The organism is Pseudomonas sp. S07E 245 (genome assembly GCF_019599025.1).
Classification (GTDB): Bacteria; Pseudomonadota; Gammaproteobacteria; order Pseudomonadales; family Pseudomonadaceae; genus Aquipseudomonas; species Aquipseudomonas shirazensis.
Genome location: NZ_CP080625.1, coordinates 1,442,250 through 1,458,896, shown reverse-complemented (window position 1 = coordinate 1,458,896; position 16,647 = coordinate 1,442,250). Strand labels below are relative to the sequence as shown.

The window sequence follows — 16,647 nt, the reverse complement described above, 5'->3', positions numbered from 1 at the left end:
CCGCAAGGGCCTTTTTTTTCAGGCGTGGAGGTCAAGCTCATGGAGAATTTCGCTGACATCGCCGCCCAGGTAGCGTACCGAGAGGCGTCGGTACGGTTCTGACATTGATCAAGTTGGTGCGCAGGTGATGACTTTCTGATCCGCATCAAGCGCTGATGGGTAGGGCGCTCGAAGATCGATGCTACTTGCCATCGCCGCGTGCGGCCGGAGGTTTCCCATGGGTCGGTATCGACAACCGCTGGTGCTGCTCACAGACATAGACCCGCACTCGGCAGTGCACGTGATCCGGGAGCAGGTGGCGGCCCTAGATATCGACGTGGTGGTCCTGGGGGTAGTGCAGCCCAAGGGTTTGAGCAAGCTTCTGGGCGACACCACAGAACGTATGGTGAGCGATCCACCGTGCAGCGTACTGTCCGTTCATCCCTGCATGATCGACACCTGGGAGCCAACGCCATGCAACTGACCTTTTTCGGCGGTACGGGCACGGTGACGGGCAGCAAGTTCCTGCTGACGCGTGATTCGACACGGGTGCTGATCGACTGCGGGCTTTTCCAGGGCTATAAGCAACTGCGCTTGCGTAACTGGGAGCCACTGCCGGCAGTACTGCGGGCGGTGGATGCGGTGGTGCTCACGCATGCGCACCTGGACCACAGCGGGTACCTGCCGGTGCTGGCGCGCGAGGGCTTCAGCGGCCCCGTATATGCCACCCCGGCGACCTGTGCCTTGGCTGAAATTCTATTGCTCGACAGCGCCCGATTGCAGGAGGAACAAGCCGAGCATGCGAACCGTCATGGCTATTCCAGGCATTCGCCGGCTCGCCCTTTGTACACCGAACTGGATGCCAAACGGGCACTGCGCCTGTTCAGGCCTGTCGCGCTGCACCACCGCACCCAGGTCGCGCCCGGTATCGAACTGTTGCTGCGCAGTGCCGGGCACATTCTCGGCGCGGCGACCGTACAACTGACGGTGGATGGCCAGACGCTGGTGTCATCAGGCGATCTGGGGCGGCCGCACGACCCCGTGATGCGTGCGCCCGAGCTGATCGGTGCGGCCGATGCGCTGCTGGTGGAATCGACCTATGGTGACCGATCGCACCCTGCTCAGGCTCCGGAGCGTTACCTCGCGGATGTGATCAACCAGACCCTGCTGCGCCATGGCATCACGCTGGTACCGTCATTTGCCATTGGCCGTGCGCAACTGTTGATGTACTACCTGTACACGCTCAAGCGCGACGGACTGATACCCGACATACCCGTGTATCTCAACAGCCCGATGGCGATGGATGCCACGGCCCTGTACCAGCAGTTCAAAGGTGAGCACCGCTTGACGGCGCTTGAATGTGCGCAGATGTGCAAAGGCACGCACATCATCCGCACGGTCGATGAATCCAGGCGCCTGGATCAGTTGCACGAACCTGCAGTCATCATCGCCGCCAGCGGTATGGCGACGGGGGGGCGGGTGTTGCACCACCTCAAGGCGCTGGCGCCCAATCCGCACAACAGCATCCTGTTCTCTGGCTTTCAGGCGGGCGGTACCCGGGGTGCCGATATTGTGGCCGGGGCGCGCAGCGTGCGCCTGCATGGCGAAGACGTGCCGATTCGGGCGCAGGTGTTTGCCATGGACAACCTCTCGGCGCATGCGGATGCGGACGAAATCATGGAGTGGTTACGCGGTTTCACCCGGCCACCGCGGCAAACCTACGTCATTCATGGCGAACCGCATGCTGCGGACACCTTGCGCCGACGGATAAGCCTTGAGCTCGGCTGGCCGGTGTGCGTGCCCGAGTACCTGGAAACGGTTGCCATAGGCCCTGTGCGCTAGCACGGTACTGGAGGTTTTCATGAACATGCAAGCGAGGGCAAGGCTCAGGGGCTGGGCAAAAAGGCCCGGGGGAGGGATGACCGCAGCCGATCGGCGGCAGTGCCAGAGGCACCTCGACCTGGTGCCGGAGGCCACCGCCGCGGTATTGCCTCAGGCCAGCGAAAGCCGGTGAATCAGCTGGCTTGGGTCATCCGGATCTCTGGCGCTGGTAAACCCTGCTGCCTGAGCCAGGTCGCGCATCGCTGCATTGGCCGCAGCGTCCATGGAATACATGTGCCGCAGGCCCTGGGCACGTGCGTGGTCGATCAGGTGCTGGAGCAGCAATGTGCCTAAACCGTGACGCTGCCAGCTATCGAGGACGGTGACGGCGCACTCGCATTCTTCACTACCCGATTGGGTCGCGTAACGGGAAATACCGACCTCCTGCAGTTCACCGTCGACATGGGCGAGGGCCAAATAGGCCATGTGCTGGTCGTGATCAACGACCATCAGTTGATCCAGCATGGCTTCACCAGGCTCCTTGAGCTGGCACAGGAAGCGGAAGTGGCGCGACTGTGGCGACAGGCGTTCGATAAAGCTCTTCTCGCGCTGGCGGTCTTTGGGCTGCAAAGGCCTGATCAGCACATGGGTGCCGTTGTCGAGCGCTTCGATCCAGTGTTCGCCGGCGGTGGCAGGAAATGACGCTGCGGCGTGAGTGCGGGGTGTTTCGGCGGATTCCATGGCAAGCCTCCTTACTTTGTGGGGTGTACAAAGGAGGTTTAGTTTCAACGCGTTATCTTGTGCGCGCTTGACAGTTGTCAATTACCGGGCTGGTAGGGTCACGCTTCGCTACTTGGTCTTCCAGTACTTCTGCATTTCCAGAAACAGAAAGGAGGCCGTCCAGGTGATCATCACCAGGCCCGTCAGCGCCTGCAGGCCTGTCAGGTATTTGAGGTCGCCACTTGGCACGATATCGCCAAAGCCGATGGTGGTGTAAGTGGTGAATGAAAAGTACACGCAGTCCATGAACGTGCCGTCGAAGTTGCCGCTCAGCGTGCCCCAGCCTTTGGCATTGGCCATCAGGTAATAGGCCAGGGCAAAGCACCAGACTTCCAGTGCGTGGGCCGCCAACGCGCCGAACACCCCGATGACGATGCGAAACCGGCTCCAGAGCTTGAGCCGCGGTAGCCAGTCGTTCAGGCGTAACAGGCATTCGTAATGAATCACCACCACCAACATCACGACCAGCGCGTTGATCAGCGTGACAGTAAACATTGACGGTTCCCCTGTGGCCCTGGCATCAGTCTGGCCGGTAATGGCCATCGTGTCGGTTCTACGCTTGAACAGCACTGGGTGATTGATAAAGGTCAGTCAGCGGCCGCCGTTATCGCGTTGGCTTCGACCTCCACCGGTCAGTACCCGGACTGCGACCAAGGTCGAATCCGTGACTTCAGATTCCCTTCAGATTGAGCACTGATACTCACCCCATCAAGCCCAAACCGGGGGAGTTTCATGACTCAGTCTCAGTGGAGCAGCCTGCTCCCATTGCCTATCGGCAGCCACGTCGATCATCACGCCCACTTGTCGCTTCATTTGCACAAGGACCCTGGCCGCGATGAGCTTGAGCACTTCATTCATCAGTGTTTTGCCAACGTGCATCATGCTGATGTGCACCATTACCTGCCAGAACTCCTGGCGCTGCACGACAGCCATGGCCGGCTGATTGCTGCCGCAGGCTTGCGCCTTGCCGACAGCGGGCCGCTGTTTCTCGAACACTATCTGGATGAGCCGCTGGAAGCTGCAGTTTCACGCGTGGCGGGCTCCCCCCTTGGGCGTGAGTGCATGGTCGAAGTGGGCAACCTGGCCTCGCTCAGTGCCGGCAGCGCGCGAATCATGATCATAGCGGTGACCTGGTTTCTGGCCACACGCGGCCTGAAGTGGGTGGCGTTCACCGGTGCAACGACACTGATCAACAGTTTCCAGCGCCTGGGGTTGGTACCGTCGGTACTGGCGTCGGCTGACCCGGCTCGGCTGAATGGGCAGTTGGACCAATGGGGTACCTACTACGCTCAACATCCGCAAGTCTTTGCCGGCAGCATAGGTCACGGCTTCGATGCCTTGAGCAAGGCCGGGGTGTTCCAGCGCCTGGGGTTGCCTATGGCCTTTCGGGAGACTGGCCATGCCGCATGAACTGGAGCGTTTGCATCAACTGCTGGTGACGTTTGCGCGCGATCACGCTGACGCAATTGCCGTGCAAGGGGCGACCGAGTGCTTCACCTTCAGGCAATTGCTGGCCGAAGTGGGGTTGCGCACCCATAGCTTGCGCGGGCGCTCGTCCGGCCCGCTGGTACTGGCCCTTGATAATAGCCCGCAGCTGCTGTTCTGGGACCTGGCGGCGCTGTTTGCCGAGCGTCCTTGTGTAATCGTGCCGTCGTTCTTCAGTGTTGCTCAATTCAGCCATTGCATCGAGCAGAGTGGTGCCTGCCATGTGCTGTGCGACCCGCAATGGCACGGTACGCTCGCCGAGCTGGGGTTCGCTCAGCAGGACGTGTTCTGGGTTCGCGAGGCACAGCCCGCTGCCGCGCTGCCTGCCGGTACCGCCAAGATCACCTACACCTCCGGCAGCACGGGCAAGCCCAAAGGCGTGTGCCTATCTGTAGAGGCTCTGTTGCGAGTCGCCCGGGAGTTGGAGGTGGCCAGCCGACCCAGTGAACCTCAGCGTTACCTGGCGGTGCTGCCGCTGGGTGTGCTGCTGGAAAACCTGGGTGTCTACGCCGCCTTGATGGCCGGAGCGAGTGTGCTGCTATACCCCCAGGCGCAACTGGGCATGGGCGGTGCAAGCCAGGTCGATTGCAAGCGCTTGCTGGGGGCCATCGCCCTGAGCGGCGCGCAGAGCCTGATTTTGGTGCCGCAGCTGTTGATGGGGCTGATCACCGCCATCGAGCGCGGGCTGATGCGGGTGGGGGCGCTACGGTTCGTTGCGGTCGGCGGTGCCCGGGTGGCGCCCAGCTTGCTGGCCCGCGCCGAAGTGATTGGTCTACCGGTGTTCGAGGGCTATGGCTTGTCCGAGTGCGCTTCGGTGGTGGCGTTGAACCGCCCGGGCGCAACCCGCCGCGGCAGTGTCGGCAAACCGCTGCCCCATGTGCAGGTGCGTATCGCCGAGGACGGGGAGGTACTGGTGGCGGGCTCGGTGCTGCTCGGCTATCTGGAGGAACCACCCGTCTGCGATAGCTGGTGGGCCACCGGCGACCTTGGCCATTTCGACGAGGAGGGCTACCTGTACCTCGATGGCCGCAAGAAACACCAGTTCATCACTAGCTTCGGGCGCAACGTCAACCCGGAGTGGGTGGAGGCCGAACTGACCCAGAGCGGCGTGATTGCCCAGGCGTTCGTGCATGGCGAGGCCCTGCCAAAGAACCTGGCATTGCTCTGGCCGCTGGACCCCGCTACCCCTGACACACTCATCGACCAGGCCGTGCAGCAGTGCAATGCCTTGCTGCCGGACTACGCCAGGGTCCATGCCTGGCGTCGCCTGCCGTGCCCCTTGTCCAGTACCGACGACACACTGACCGCCAATGGCCGCCCGCGCCGCGAGGCCATCCTGCGGCGTTACCACTCCCTGTTATCCGACATCCCGTTGTGAGGTCTGCCATGTCCTTTTTCGATACCCTGCAAATGCAAACCGCCCAGGAACGTCAGGCCCTGTTTGCCGTACCGGTCATACGCGATGCGCTGGCGGGACACGTCAGCCTCGATAGCTACGTGGCCTTCCTGACCCAGGCATATCACCATGTACGCCACACCGTGCCACTGATGATGGCGTGCGGGGCGCGGCTGCCTTCACGTTTGGAATGGCTGCGCGGCGCCGTGTGCGAATACATCGACGAGGAGTATGGCCACGAGCAGTGGGTCCTCAATGACATCAATGCCTGCGGTGGCGACTGGGAGGCGGTGCGTGACGGTCGCCCGGCGCTGCCGATCGAGCTGATGGTCGCCTACCTTTACGACTTGATTGCCCGTGGCAACCCGGTCGGGCTGTTTGGCATGGTCAATGTGCTCGAAGGCACCAGCATTGCCCTGGCCACCCAGGCGGCCGGCACGATCCAGAGCACGCTGGCGTTGCCTGACAGCGCCTTCAGCTACCTCAGCTCCCACGGTGCGCTGGACCAGGACCACATGGCCACCTACCGGCAGTTGATGGACCGCCTTGATGATGCTGACGACCAGCGTGCTGTAATTCATGCGGCCAAAGTGGTTTACCGCCTGTACACCGACATGTTCCACGCGCTGCCGCGTGCGGGCCTGCAAGAGGTGCGTCATGCGCTTGCCTGAGTGTGTAGTGATACTCACCGGCGCCAGCGGAGGCATCGGCCTGGAACTGGCCGAGCAGCTGTGTGCAGCCGGTGCCCGGGTACTGGCGGTGAGCCGGCAGATGGGCAAGCTCGCCAGTTTGATGAACCGTTATCACGACAGACTACTCTGGCAATCAGCCGACCTGCGCAGCCATGGCGGGCGTGAGCAGGTGCTCGCCCGTGCCCGGGAGATGGGCGGGGTCAATGTCCTGATCAATGCCGCAGGCGTTAACCGTTTCGCCCTGTTCGACCAGATCGACGAACAGGCGCTGGACGAGTTGCTGGACATCAACCTCAAAGCCGCCTTGCAACTGACACGTGTGTGCCTGCCGCTGCTGCGCGCACAACCCAGGGCACTGGTGGTCAACGTCGGATCCACCTACGGCTCGATCGGCTACCCCGGTTATGCCACCTACTGCGCCAGCAAGTTTGCCCTGCGCGGCTTCTCAGAGGCGCTGCGCCGCGAGCTGGCGGATACCCAGGTGAATGTCATGTACGCCGCCCCCCGGGCAACCCGTACTGCAATGAACAGCACCGCCGCCACGGCGCTCAACCAGGCGCTGAAGGTCGGCATGGACGACCCGGCAGATGTGGCCCGTGCTGTGCTCAAGGCCGTGCAGTCAGAACGCAGCGAGCTTTACCTGGGTTGGCCAGAAAAGCTCTTTGTACGCATCAACGGCATGTTGCCCGGGGTGGTCGACCGCGCACTGCGCAAGCAATTGCCGGTGATCCGCCGCTACCTTGCTAGCCATTCCAAGGAGTCGATCAAATGAAACGTCTGTTCATCGCCGGCCTGCTGGCGTTTGCACCGTTCACCTGGGCGCTGGACCAGGCCGGCAGCCAACAATTGGCTAACTTGCAGCAGCGCTGGGCGCAGATCCAGTACCAGACGCCTAAAGACAAACGCGCCGAGGCATTCGAGAAACTGGCAGCCGATGCTTCTACGCTGGTCCACCAGCACCAGGGCTCGGCCGAACCCTTGATCTGGGAGGGCATCATCAACAGCAGTTGGGCGGGTGCCACCGGCGGCCTGGGGGCGCTGGGCAAGGTCAAGTCGGCCAAGGCCAGCCTCGAAGAGGCGATGAAACTCGACCCCAATGCCCTACAGGGCTCGGCGTATACCAGCCTGGGCACCTTGTACGACCAGGTGCCGGGCTGGCCCATCGGGTTCGGTGACAGCGACAAGGCAGATACCTTGTTGCGCAAGGCGCTGCAAGTAAACCCCAACGGTATCGACAGCAATTACTTCTGGGCCGATCATCTGTTCCGGCAAAAACGCTACGCTGAAGCCACCGCTGCCCTGGAAAAAGCACGCCAGGCGCCGCCACGGCCAGGCCGCGAACTGGCCGATCAGGGCCGGCGTGGCGATATCGATGCTTTACTCAAGGCCATCAAGGACAAACAGGACTGAACATGCGGCTGCTGCTGGTTGAGGATGATACCGCCCTGGGCGAGGGGATCTGCGACGGGTTACGCCAAGAGGGCTACACCCTCGACTGGCTGCGCGATGGCCTGAGCGGGCTGCATGCCCTGCAACATGAAGTGTTCGACCTGGTGATCCTCGACCTCGGGCTGCCGCGGTTGGGAGGCATCGAGCTGCTGCGACGGGTGAGGGCAGGGGGCAACAGCTTGCCGGTACTGATTCTCACCGCGCGCGATGCGACCGAGGACCGTATCTCTGGCCTGGATGCCGGTGCCGACGACTACCTGGTCAAACCTTTCGACCTCAATGAGCTCAAGGCCCGCCTGCGCGCCTTGCTCAGGCGCAGCGCCGGGCGGGCAAAGGTGCTGATCGAGCACGCTGGTGTAAGCCTGGACCCTGCCACCCAGCAGGTGCACTACAACGGCGTGCCTGTGATACTGACGCCCAAGGAGTATCGCCTGCTGCACGAGTTGCTGGCACAACCGGGCAAGGTGTTCACCCGTGAGCGGTTGACCCAGCTGCTGTATGGCTGGGACGAGGAGCCTGAGAGCAACACGCTGGAGGTGAACATCTATCAGCTGCGCAAGAAACTGTTCAACGGCCTGATCCGCACGGTGCGCGGTATCGGTTATCTGGTCGAGGCCAAGCTGTGAGCTCGTTGCGCCAGCGCACATTGTGGCGGGTGATGGCGCTGATGCTGCTCGGCACCAGCTTGTTGGCGTTGTACAACTATCACGACAGCCGACGCGAGATCAATGAAGTCTACGATGCTCACATGGCTCAGAATGCCCGGCTGTTGCAGGGGGTAATGAACCTGCCGGTGCAGGATGGCAACCGCGAAAAACTGTATCAGGCATTTAACGAGGCGCTGGGCAAGGCCGGGCGCCACCGTGTGGGCCACCCCTATGAGAGCAAGCTGGCGTTTCAGGTGTGGGGGGAGGGAGCACGGTTGCTGGTGCACACCCCCAGTGCGCCGACGCTCGATGCACCGCCTGCGGCGGCGGGCTTCTACGACTTTGCCAGTGGGGGCGAACAGTGGCGCGGCTTTGTATTACCGGTGCCCGAAAAACAGTGGGTAATCTGGGTGGGCGAGCGCGACGATGTGCGTTACGACCTGATCGACCGCATCGTACGCCATACCCTGTTCCCGTTCCTGCTTGGCAGCCTGGGCCTGGCACTGTTGGTCTGGGCGGCCATCGGCTGGGGCTTGCGCCCTTTGCAGAACATGGCCGATGTGATTCGTGGGCGCCATGCCGACTCCCTCGAACCCCTGCAACTGGTGCCGTTGCCGACCGAGCTTGAGCCTATGCAAGCCGCCATCAACCGCCTGCTGGCGCAGATCGATGACCTGCTGCGGCGTGAGCATCGCTTCATTGCCGACGCCGCCCATGAGATGCGCACGCCGCTGGCGATCCTGCGCCTGCATGCGCAGAACGCACAGGCCGCCAGTACCAATGCCGAGCGCCAGAAAGCCCTGGGCTTTTTGATTGGCGGAGTGGACCGGCTGACCCGGGTGGTCAATCAGTTGCTGACCCTCGCCCGGGTCGAGCCGCGCCTTGGTCAGCGCGCCACCACCCGTGTCGACCTGGGCGACGTGGTCACCGATGTGCTGGCGGATCTCACCCCCTGGATACTGGATCGCGGCCTGGAGCCCTCGCTGGATCTCAGCGAAGGTGACCATGGCCTGATGATCGATGCCGGAGCGTTGGGCATCGCCTTGCAGAACCTGGTTTCCAATGCGGTGGAGCATTCACCGCCTGGCGGGCGTATCACGGTATCACTGAAGCGCCTGGCCAATCGCATCGAACTGGTTGTCGAAGATGAAGGCCAAGGTATAGACGAGGCGAATCTTGTGCGGGTATTCGAGCGCTTCTATAGCCGCAATAGTCCCAATGGCGCAGGGCTGGGGTTATCCATCGTGGCCACTATTGTCGAGCGGCTGGGTGGGGAGGTGCGCCTGGAGAACAGGGCCACTGGCGGGCTGGCTGCCATCGTATCGCTTCCCTTGCAGTGAGCTGGCCGATACTGTCTCTAGGGTCTCTAGAAGCTGCTCAGCAGCCAACCGAACACGCCGCAGCCCAAGACAACCAACCATGCAGGCCACTTCCAGAACATCAGGGCCATCAAGGCGATCAGCGCCCACGCCAAGTCTGCTGGCTTGGCTATGGCGCTCGTCCACACCGGTTGGTACAAGGCAGCCAGCAGAAGCCCGACCACGCCGGCGTTTACCCCGGCAAGCGCTGACTGGCTGCGGGCGCTGCGCCGCAGTGCTTCCCAGAAGGGAACTACACCGATCACCAACAGGAAGGAGGGGGTGAAAATGGCGAGAATGCAAACGCTCGCTCCCACCCAGCCGGACGGCTGCACGCTCATGGATGCACCCAGGAAGGCTGCAAACGTGAAGAGTGGGCCCGGTATGGCCTGCGCCAGGCCATAACCTGCGAGAAAAGTGTCATTTGCGACCCAGCCATTGGCCACTGTGGCCGACTCAAGCAACGGTAGAACCACATGCCCGCCGCCGAATACCAGCGAGCCTGCGCTATAAAAGGCGTTGACCATTGCCAATGCTTGCGAGGGCCAGATGCGGGTCAGTAGCGGCAAGCCCACCAACAAGGCAAAGAACAGTACCAGCGCAGCCAGCCCGGCCTTTCGGCTGACTGAAAACGGCAGCTCTTCTCCTGCCGGGGAACCCGGAGGCTTTAGCAGGATCAAGCCTGTGATGGCCGACCCTGTGATCACGGCTATCTGCCCGATCGCGTTGGGCCACAGTAGCGCGGTACAGGCAGCGAACAGGGCGATGGTTACCCGCGTAACATCGGTGCAAAGGCTACGTGCCATGCCCCACACCGCCTGGGCCACCACGGCGACTGCGACGATTTTCAGGCCGTGCAACAGGCCACTTGGGGCGCCACCTCCCCATGCCCCCAGGCCCTGAGCACACAGCGTCAGCAGGAGGGCCGATGGCAATGTGAACCCTGCCCACGCGGCGACAGCACCCGCGAACCCCGCCCGTGACAGGCCCAGAGCGATGCCGACCTGGCTGCTGGCGGGGCCGGGAAGCAGTTGGCACACGGCGACCAGCTCGGCATAACTGCGTTCACTGAGCCATTGGCGGCGCGCTACAAATGCTTCACGAAAGTAACCCAGGTGCGCAATGGGGCCACCGAAAGACGTCAGCCCCAGGCGCAAGAACACCAGAAACACCGACCAGGCAGAGTCGCTGGGCTTCACGCCGCAGTGAGTGCGTTCTGACAAGGCAGGCTCCTTGGGTGAGTGATGCTGCAGTTTTTGGTGGGCAACAGCCGGCCTCGAGGCTTGCTGTGGCGAGTAGGCCCAGCGCCGCGCGCGCGCCGCTCGGTTTCACAGGCACTGAAAATCCTCCGAAAAGCCCCCAAAACCCATACTCATCGTGCAAAGTTTGCTGTTCGCCGCCTACGCTGTCCAGAGTCTTGGTCAGCAGGAGGCACCATGAGCAATTTCCCTATCGTTGCTACCGTCCTATCCATGGTTTTGGGCCTTTCTGTGACACGCCTGCTTCTAGGGGCGCTGACCGTCTTCCGAATCCGTCGCAACGCTGCTCCAGATTGGGTGGCTCTGGTCTGGGCGGTCATGCTCTTCACCACCCAGATGGATTTCTGGTGGGCGGTCAATTCGCTGCCGCAAGTCAGGGCGACCTTCTCGTTCCAGGAGTTTTTGCTGTTGGTGCTGCTGGCACTTGCGCTGTTCGTTTCCTCGGCGCTGATCTTGCCCAGCCGCAGCGAGGACGAGCGCGAAGGGCTTCGCGTGTACTTCGAGCAAGATGGCCGCTACGCGCTGTTATTCTTGTCCGGCTATTACCTGCTTGGGTTCATCGTCAACATTCTGTTGTTCGGCGTTTCGCCCATGGCGCTTTGGGGCGCGTTTGACGTGGTCATGATCGTGTTTCCGCTGTGTGTGTTTGCCGCCAGATCGCGCAAGGCCTATGCGCTGCTGACCGTGGCATTCGCGCCTCTCAATATTGCAGACCTGGTGATATCGCTAGTGACGTGACCGAGGTCTGGCGCTGCGCGGGATTGAAGAGGCATTGGTTAATTCAGCCGCGAAATCGCCGACCCGGTCTTTGCCAGGATGATTGATGGGCCGGCACTGGAGGGGATCCGTCAGTTGCTCACACTCTGCGGCAGTGGTGATAAAAGATCGCGTGCCCGCTGGCTTTGGTAGGCGAGGGGAAGGCCGACGGGATCAGTTGGGCGCTTTGAACGTTGGGTTCATGGAGCGCTTACAGTCGTTCAATTTGGATGCAGAGCTGAACGCCATGGAGCAGGCGGGCAGGGGGTGTGTAATCTCCAACCCGCACGTGTTCACGACTGACCGGCATCAGGCGAAGATTATCAAAGGCTTCATTATTCGAAGGCAATGAACGGAGTGCCGCCGATCAATACCACGTCGCTTGCGTCTCGCGTGCTTTCGGGGTTCGGCAGGAATGTTGCTTTGGGAGGTGTATATTCGGACACCGATAGCACTGTGGTTCGCAGCGTGCCGTTTTTGGACAGATCGGGGCTGAAATGGTTGATCAGCAGCACGCCGACTGTGATGCCTGAAACCGAGCTAGTTTCGTTGCTTACACCGCGGCTGGTAGGTACGCCAATATAACTACACTAAATGACTATTTAGCATAGTTATATTATTTAGCTATTAGAGTGGAGTAGGGCAGACCTAAACTTTAAGAGGGTTTTCCGGCCTTTAAGAGAGCCTGGAAAGCTTCTGCAGTGGCTTGTTCCGCCTCTTTGATTTGGTTGAGAACCGCCATAAGGTGCTGGGAAATTTCTTCTTCTAACGCCGAGTCTAGTAGATCAGCTAGCAGGCTGGACATCTTTTTTAGGCGGTTCACTTGTGAGAATGCATTCGCAAGCCTGTTGTTGACTGTCTCGCTGAAGATGTCAGCTTTATCTAAGAATTGAGATGGTAGATCGATGGTGATTTTCGACGCTTGAGCAGCCAAATATTTTCGGGCGCTTTCATCATTTCGCACCTCCAGTAAGTATGTTTGGTCGCTATCAGAAGGCACCACATAGCATCTGAATTTTGCGATTTCTATCTGGGTAGCTCCAACCGGTGTTGTCATGATCTGAGCTAGGAGCTTCGCGCTTGCGGCCCGTTCACGTTTCTTTAAGCCTTGTCAAAGCTCCAGATAATAAGTGCGATGATTGCAGCAGCAGCCGTTGCCCAGTCGATTTTCCATTCTGTGCAAAGCCACATGCAATTTCTCCGTCAATTGGTGAGGCAGCGTTTGTCGGGCGGCATTCAAGCACGCAGTGATCTCAGGCATCGCCAAGCTGAAAGCAGGAGGCGCCGTCAGGCTTTAAATCTGACCACCAGAGCCCCCCAACTCCATATAATAAGGTTCGCATAATGTATATTATGTTAAATATAGTATTGTTTTCTGCGCTGCGGGTATTGTGTCCACTTCCACTAATCCCCGGTCGGTTTTGCACAAAACCCCGGACGATGAAAAATCAGCCTCTTCCGTTACCATCCTCACATCCTTCCTTAGGTTTATCTGTCACGAATATCCGTTTCTACACCAGCCGCGCTGAAAACTGGCTAGCACCAGCCAGTACCTGATGGGCCATTAAAACTGGATCCGGCCCCATCAATTCAACCATGGACTGGCTCCGGCCAAAGCTGAAGAAAATATCAAACTGTGTCCGGGATGAGTTGACCACTACCGATGACTGCTTTGGGTTGTTGCCACTCAGGGCGCCGCCCCAATCTCACGAGCACTCACGGTTACGTAACGGCTCTCTTAAAATCACTGAGCGCCTGGTTGACCTTGTATTGAAGCATCAGCGATGCAGAAAGCTTAACCATAGCTTCGAACAATACATGCCCTGATTCGATCTCACACTGACCAACGCAATGCGCCGCGTATTCGCCAGGTTCGTATGCGTAAAATGTGTAGTAAACCCTACCAGCGTTTCGGTTCAATCCCGCAGTGATATGTGTGACCGACCCTTTCCTCACACCTGATTCAAGATGTGAAAACTCCAAGACGTCTTCAAACGGAATGAACATCGCCGATGCGGACATCACAAAGAGACTCGCGATATCCAACGCTTCTTCAACGTTTCCAATCTCAGGAGTTATGTACTCATGCTCAAGAACATTTCGCATATCTAAGACTTTTCGCAACAGACTCGGCGCGAGCAGTCCCAAAGCCCTAAGACGTTCAATCTTCTTCGGCACATCCCATCTGAATGACGGATAGCCAAAAGAGGTCAACAACTGATCTAGCTGGCTGACAATGGCACGTTTTGCATTGGCTGTAGCGTTGACTCGTGCCGCCAGTCCGCCCCGCTCAAAATCATCCTCCGCCAGCGATAAAAACTCGACCGGTGAGGTCTCAAGGTCGGCCAATCCAAAACTACCACCGCCTGACATGACCGAACACTTTCTCATATCAAATTCATGAGCGAGGCAAAATTCTCTGATATCCATTTCACTCCAGCCGATTGGCAATTGTCAGAACAAAAAGCAGTGTATCAGCGAGAACGCTCTATGAATTCCACCGACGCACAAGAGTAGTGCCAAACCACGTGGTTTTCGAAACGCACAAGACTGAGAGCCTGCCTGCCACTCGCAGCTCTCTCAACTTAATGCCGCCTCGGTGTGCCTAGCCATTGCAAATGTACTACGTGTTGGATAGCCGTCACGGTATTCGCCACGACCATCACCCTCTAAATACCCTTCTCCAAAGCTGCGAAAAACCGAGTTTGCTGTTGAGGGTTCACACCGCCCCCTGTGAGCCCTTCCCTATCGCCAATTCCCGCGTCAGCCACTCAAGATACCCGGCAATCATCACCTCATCACGCTTGCAGTAAGACCACTTGTGCCTCTTCGCCACCGTTACAAACCCGGCCTGCACAAGAATCTCCAAATGCCGGCTTGCAGTCGGCTGAGCGACACCCAGCGCCTTGGCAATAAGCGTCATGCAAACGCCGAGTTCAGCAGGATCGGCCGACCACTGATCTGCAAAGTGTTCATGAGGCTTCGCAAGCAATCGAAGTATCGTTACCCGAACCTCGCTGCTCATCGCTTTCATCTGTATTGATCTGTCCATGCCGGCATCATATAGTCATTTAGCCGAATGACAATATGAGGTGAGCCATGCTGGATCTACCCTACACGTCAATTATCGAAGGCAACGCCGTCAGGTGGGGAAAGATGGGATCAGGCGCGCCCTTGGTAGCCATCCACGGGACGCCTTTTTCCTCCCAAGTCTGGAGGCGCATCGTTCCCCTGCTAGCTGGCCATCGCACCGTGTACTACTTCGATCTGGTCGGGTACGGCCAGTCTGAGATGAGGGCGGATCAAGACGTTTCGCTGGCCGTCCAGAACAATGTGCTCACTGCCCTCTTTAAAGAATGGGGCTTGGACCGGCCAGACGTGCTCGCACATGACTTCGGCGGTGCTACTGCGCTGCGAGCGTACTACCTGAACGGCCTGCGCTACGCGTCTCTTACCCTGTTCGACGCAGTCGCTTTGGCTCCGTGGGGCTCGCCGTTCGTCCAGCATGTCCGCCAACACGAGGCAGTATTTGCTGGAATGCCCGATTACATGCACCGCGCGCTGCTGGCTGCTTACCTGCAAACCTCAGCAGCGACCCCGTTGAGTGAAGAAGCCCTGCGCATCTACAGTGCCCCTTGGGTGGGTGAAATTGGTCAGCCTGCGTTCTATCGGCAGATCGCGCAGATGGATCAAGCGTTCACTGACGAGATTCAGCCGCTGTACACAAGACTTGATTGCCCAGTGTCGGTTTTGTGGGGCGCTGAAGACGCCTGGATCCCGTATGCGCAGGGCGAGCGTCTTGCCGAGCTGATCGCCCAGCAGCCCTGTATTCGAGTCAAAAATTGCGGTCATCTCATGCAAGAAGACCGGCCCGAGGCCATTGTGGCTGCGCTGTTGAAACAAATCGGCGCAGGCTGAAAAGTCGCTCCCACTGGATGCCTGCATGCCTGGAAGGCCGCCGAATACGATAAGCATTGTTAGTCCTTTACAGTGTTTCAGTGCGACATTGAGCGTGGTCAGTCATGTGGCAGTAGCTGCCACTGCTCACCCGGTGCGCTTCCTAAAGCGGCATGACACGGCTATCCCGGCGATGCTGAGTACGGTGACAATTCAGGCACCAGACAACACCTGTAACCAGCAGCGCAATTGCTGCAATTTCGAATGGATCAGGAAGCCGATGCTCCCATAAAAAGCCAATAAGCAGCGCCGCCAATGTCTCTATCACGAGCACTTGCCCACTCAGTGCCAAGGGCAGGAGCCGGCTCGCCTGGTTCCAGCACGCGCCGCCCACCACGGAAGACAGAAAAGCTACCCCGCCAGCTACCAGAAGAAAATCAAGCCATTCAGTGTTGCCGTACGTTCCGGCCTGCCACCCCAGCACAGGTAGCGCCAAGAGCAATGATTGAGCGCCCGTCATGACTCCTGTCAGCAGTGCCCAGTCATTGGAGGAAACGCTGGCGACCTGAACCAGACGCCGAGCGTTACTCACCGCGAACCAGCTCCAGGTCACTAACGCGCCCGCCGCGCACAGAATCCCTGCGATGTTGGTGAGGATATCGGTCCGGTCGCCGTTGGTAATTGCATGCCAACTGATGAGCGTTACCCCGCCCACTGCACAGCACAGCGAAGGAACGAGCTTGCGCAGCGGAACGGCATTTTCGTCATGCCGACCTGCCAGTGTGATGAGCACCGGAATCAGCCCGACAATCAGCGATGTTGTAGCTATGCCAACCAACTGCACACCGGTGCCCACCAGCGTGTAGTAGATGAGATTTCCTATCAGGCTGAGCCAGAACAGCGACTTCCAGTCGGCCTTGCTGAGCTTGGCGCACACGCGTTTCCAGCGAGGTGCGAGCAGCGCCCCGGAAATCACGCCATAGCAAAGAAACCTCAGCACGGCGAATTGCAGGCCGCTCAGTTCGGGGGTCAGTTGCGGGCCGAGGAAGATCACCCCCCAGCACACACCCGCACACACCCCGTAGAAGATACCTTTCAGCAATAATCGATCTGCACCCATTTCACCCG

At 59.6% G+C, this 16,647-nt stretch carries 18 protein-coding genes and 1 pseudogene; 12 read left to right on the top strand and 7 right to left on the bottom strand.

Annotated elements, in window-relative coordinates:
• Positions 1-274: 274 nt before the first annotated feature.
• Together K3F44_RS06570 and K3F44_RS06565 are read left to right on the top strand one after the other, a co-directional pair.
• Positions 275-463, top strand: a pseudogene (locus K3F44_RS06570) (universal stress protein); the annotation flags it as partial.
• Positions 454-1,821, top strand: coding sequence for an MBL fold metallo-hydrolase RNA specificity domain-containing protein (locus tag K3F44_RS06565; RefSeq protein WP_101319379.1), 1,368 nt, complete (start codon positions 454-456; stop codon positions 1,819-1,821). The pseudogene K3F44_RS06570 and the gene K3F44_RS06565, both read left to right, overlap by 10 nt.
• A 150-nt stretch (positions 1,822-1,971) precedes the next feature.
• Here K3F44_RS06565 and K3F44_RS06560 read toward each other — a convergent pair whose 3' ends face one another.
• Positions 1,972-2,541: a GNAT family N-acetyltransferase gene (locus tag K3F44_RS06560; RefSeq protein WP_188035915.1), complete on the bottom strand. Its 570-nt coding sequence runs from the start codon at positions 2,539-2,541 to the stop codon at positions 1,972-1,974.
• 108 nt (positions 2,542-2,649) lie between these two features.
• Complete coding sequence (locus K3F44_RS06555) at positions 2,650-3,075, bottom strand: potassium channel family protein (RefSeq protein WP_101319375.1); 426 nt, start codon at positions 3,073-3,075, stop codon at positions 2,650-2,652.
• 237 nt (positions 3,076-3,312) lie between these two features.
• Between K3F44_RS06555 and K3F44_RS06550 the strand changes: the two genes are divergently transcribed.
• The 7 genes from K3F44_RS06550 to K3F44_RS06520 are packed head-to-tail and all read left to right on the top strand — an operon-like array spanning position 3,313 to position 9,589.
• On the top strand, positions 3,313-3,990 hold the full coding sequence (locus K3F44_RS06550) for a thermostable hemolysin (protein WP_101319374.1): 678 nt from the start codon (positions 3,313-3,315) through the stop codon (positions 3,988-3,990).
• A complete protein-coding gene (locus K3F44_RS06545) occupies positions 3,980-5,443 on the top strand; it encodes an AMP-binding protein (RefSeq protein ID WP_220633602.1) in 1,464 nt (487 codons plus the stop codon). The genes K3F44_RS06550 and K3F44_RS06545 overlap by 11 nt, the downstream gene beginning before the upstream one ends.
• An 8-nt stretch (positions 5,444-5,451) precedes the next feature.
• The gene (locus K3F44_RS06540) at positions 5,452-6,132 is read left to right on the top strand and encodes a TenA family transcriptional regulator (protein WP_220633601.1); all 681 of its coding nucleotides are present in this window, start codon (positions 5,452-5,454) and stop codon (positions 6,130-6,132) included.
• Complete coding sequence (locus tag K3F44_RS06535) at positions 6,119-6,925, top strand: SDR family oxidoreductase (protein ID WP_101319368.1); 807 nt, start codon at positions 6,119-6,121, stop codon at positions 6,923-6,925. Before K3F44_RS06540 ends, K3F44_RS06535 begins: the two co-directional genes overlap by 14 nt.
• Positions 6,922-7,563: a hypothetical protein gene (locus tag K3F44_RS06530; protein ID WP_101319366.1), complete on the top strand. Its 642-nt coding sequence runs from the start codon at positions 6,922-6,924 to the stop codon at positions 7,561-7,563. Before K3F44_RS06535 ends, K3F44_RS06530 begins: the two co-directional genes overlap by 4 nt.
• A gap of 2 nt (positions 7,564-7,565) precedes the next feature.
• Positions 7,566-8,228 (top strand): response regulator, encoded by a 663-nt coding sequence (locus K3F44_RS06525; RefSeq protein WP_101319364.1) that lies wholly within the window; start codon positions 7,566-7,568, stop codon positions 8,226-8,228.
• On the top strand, positions 8,225-9,589 hold the full coding sequence (locus tag K3F44_RS06520; RefSeq protein ID WP_150569278.1) for a sensor histidine kinase: 1,365 nt from the start codon (positions 8,225-8,227) through the stop codon (positions 9,587-9,589). The genes K3F44_RS06525 and K3F44_RS06520 overlap by 4 nt, the downstream gene beginning before the upstream one ends.
• Positions 9,590-9,615: 26 nt before the next feature.
• On the opposite strand, the gene chrA is transcribed toward K3F44_RS06520, so the two are convergent.
• Positions 9,616-10,830, bottom strand: coding sequence for a chromate efflux transporter (gene chrA, locus K3F44_RS06515; protein WP_220633600.1), 1,215 nt, complete (start codon positions 10,828-10,830; stop codon positions 9,616-9,618).
• Between the two features lie 213 nt (positions 10,831-11,043).
• Between chrA and K3F44_RS06510 the strand changes: the two genes are divergently transcribed.
• Positions 11,044-11,604 (top strand): hypothetical protein, encoded by a 561-nt coding sequence (locus tag K3F44_RS06510; protein ID WP_101319358.1) that lies wholly within the window; start codon positions 11,044-11,046, stop codon positions 11,602-11,604.
• Positions 11,605-11,970: 366 nt separating this feature from the next.
• Positions 11,971-12,207, top strand: coding sequence for a hypothetical protein (locus K3F44_RS25080; RefSeq protein ID WP_409077661.1), 237 nt, complete (start codon positions 11,971-11,973; stop codon positions 12,205-12,207).
• 70 nt (positions 12,208-12,277) lie between these two features.
• Here the strand turns inward: K3F44_RS25080 and K3F44_RS06500 are convergent, their stop codons facing one another.
• From K3F44_RS06500 to K3F44_RS06490, 3 genes are all read right to left on the bottom strand, one after another.
• A complete protein-coding gene (locus tag K3F44_RS06500) occupies positions 12,278-12,679 on the bottom strand; it encodes a hypothetical protein (protein ID WP_220633598.1) in 402 nt (133 codons plus the stop codon).
• A gap of 665 nt (positions 12,680-13,344) precedes the next feature.
• Positions 13,345-14,052: a hypothetical protein gene (locus K3F44_RS06495; RefSeq protein WP_220633597.1), complete on the bottom strand. Its 708-nt coding sequence runs from the start codon at positions 14,050-14,052 to the stop codon at positions 13,345-13,347.
• A gap of 289 nt (positions 14,053-14,341) precedes the next feature.
• Positions 14,342-14,656 (bottom strand): helix-turn-helix transcriptional regulator, encoded by a 315-nt coding sequence (locus K3F44_RS06490; protein WP_220633596.1) that lies wholly within the window; start codon positions 14,654-14,656, stop codon positions 14,342-14,344.
• Positions 14,657-14,721: 65 nt separating this feature from the next.
• Here K3F44_RS06490 and K3F44_RS06485 point away from each other — a divergent pair, with 65 nt between their 5' ends.
• Positions 14,722-15,540, top strand: coding sequence for an alpha/beta fold hydrolase (locus tag K3F44_RS06485; RefSeq protein WP_220633595.1), 819 nt, complete (start codon positions 14,722-14,724; stop codon positions 15,538-15,540).
• A gap of 142 nt (positions 15,541-15,682) precedes the next feature.
• On the opposite strand, the gene K3F44_RS06480 is transcribed toward K3F44_RS06485, so the two are convergent.
• On the bottom strand, positions 15,683-16,639 hold the full coding sequence (locus K3F44_RS06480; protein WP_220633594.1) for a DMT family transporter: 957 nt from the start codon (positions 16,637-16,639) through the stop codon (positions 15,683-15,685).
• Positions 16,640-16,647: the final 8 nt, after the last annotated feature.

Coding starts and splice junctions, on each gene's coding strand:
- K3F44_RS06540 (WP_220633601.1), top strand. CDS start 5,452: ATGTCCTTTTTCGATACCCTGCAAATGCAAACCGCCCAGGAACGTCAG.
- K3F44_RS06490 (WP_220633596.1), bottom strand. CDS start 14,656: ATGAAAGCGATGAGCAGCGAGGTTCGGGTAACGATACTTCGATTGCTT.
- K3F44_RS06485 (WP_220633595.1), top strand. CDS start 14,722: ATGCTGGATCTACCCTACACGTCAATTATCGAAGGCAACGCCGTCAGG.
- K3F44_RS25080 (WP_409077661.1), top strand. CDS start 11,971: ATGAACGGAGTGCCGCCGATCAATACCACGTCGCTTGCGTCTCGCGTG.
- K3F44_RS06545 (WP_220633602.1), top strand. CDS start 3,980: ATGCCGCATGAACTGGAGCGTTTGCATCAACTGCTGGTGACGTTTGCG.
- K3F44_RS06535 (WP_101319368.1), top strand. CDS start 6,119: ATGCGCTTGCCTGAGTGTGTAGTGATACTCACCGGCGCCAGCGGAGGC.
- K3F44_RS06530 (WP_101319366.1), top strand. CDS start 6,922: ATGAAACGTCTGTTCATCGCCGGCCTGCTGGCGTTTGCACCGTTCACC.
- K3F44_RS06525 (WP_101319364.1), top strand. CDS start 7,566: ATGCGGCTGCTGCTGGTTGAGGATGATACCGCCCTGGGCGAGGGGATC.
- K3F44_RS06560 (WP_188035915.1), bottom strand. CDS start 2,541: ATGGAATCCGCCGAAACACCCCGCACTCACGCCGCAGCGTCATTTCCT.
- K3F44_RS06510 (WP_101319358.1), top strand. CDS start 11,044: ATGAGCAATTTCCCTATCGTTGCTACCGTCCTATCCATGGTTTTGGGC.
- K3F44_RS06500 (WP_220633598.1), bottom strand. CDS start 12,679: ATGACAACACCGGTTGGAGCTACCCAGATAGAAATCGCAAAATTCAGA.
- K3F44_RS06565 (WP_101319379.1), top strand. CDS start 454: ATGCAACTGACCTTTTTCGGCGGTACGGGCACGGTGACGGGCAGCAAG.
- K3F44_RS06550 (WP_101319374.1), top strand. CDS start 3,313: ATGACTCAGTCTCAGTGGAGCAGCCTGCTCCCATTGCCTATCGGCAGC.
- K3F44_RS06495 (WP_220633597.1), bottom strand. CDS start 14,052: ATGGATATCAGAGAATTTTGCCTCGCTCATGAATTTGATATGAGAAAG.
- K3F44_RS06480 (WP_220633594.1), bottom strand. CDS start 16,639: ATGGGTGCAGATCGATTATTGCTGAAAGGTATCTTCTACGGGGTGTGT.
- K3F44_RS06555 (WP_101319375.1), bottom strand. CDS start 3,075: ATGTTTACTGTCACGCTGATCAACGCGCTGGTCGTGATGTTGGTGGTG.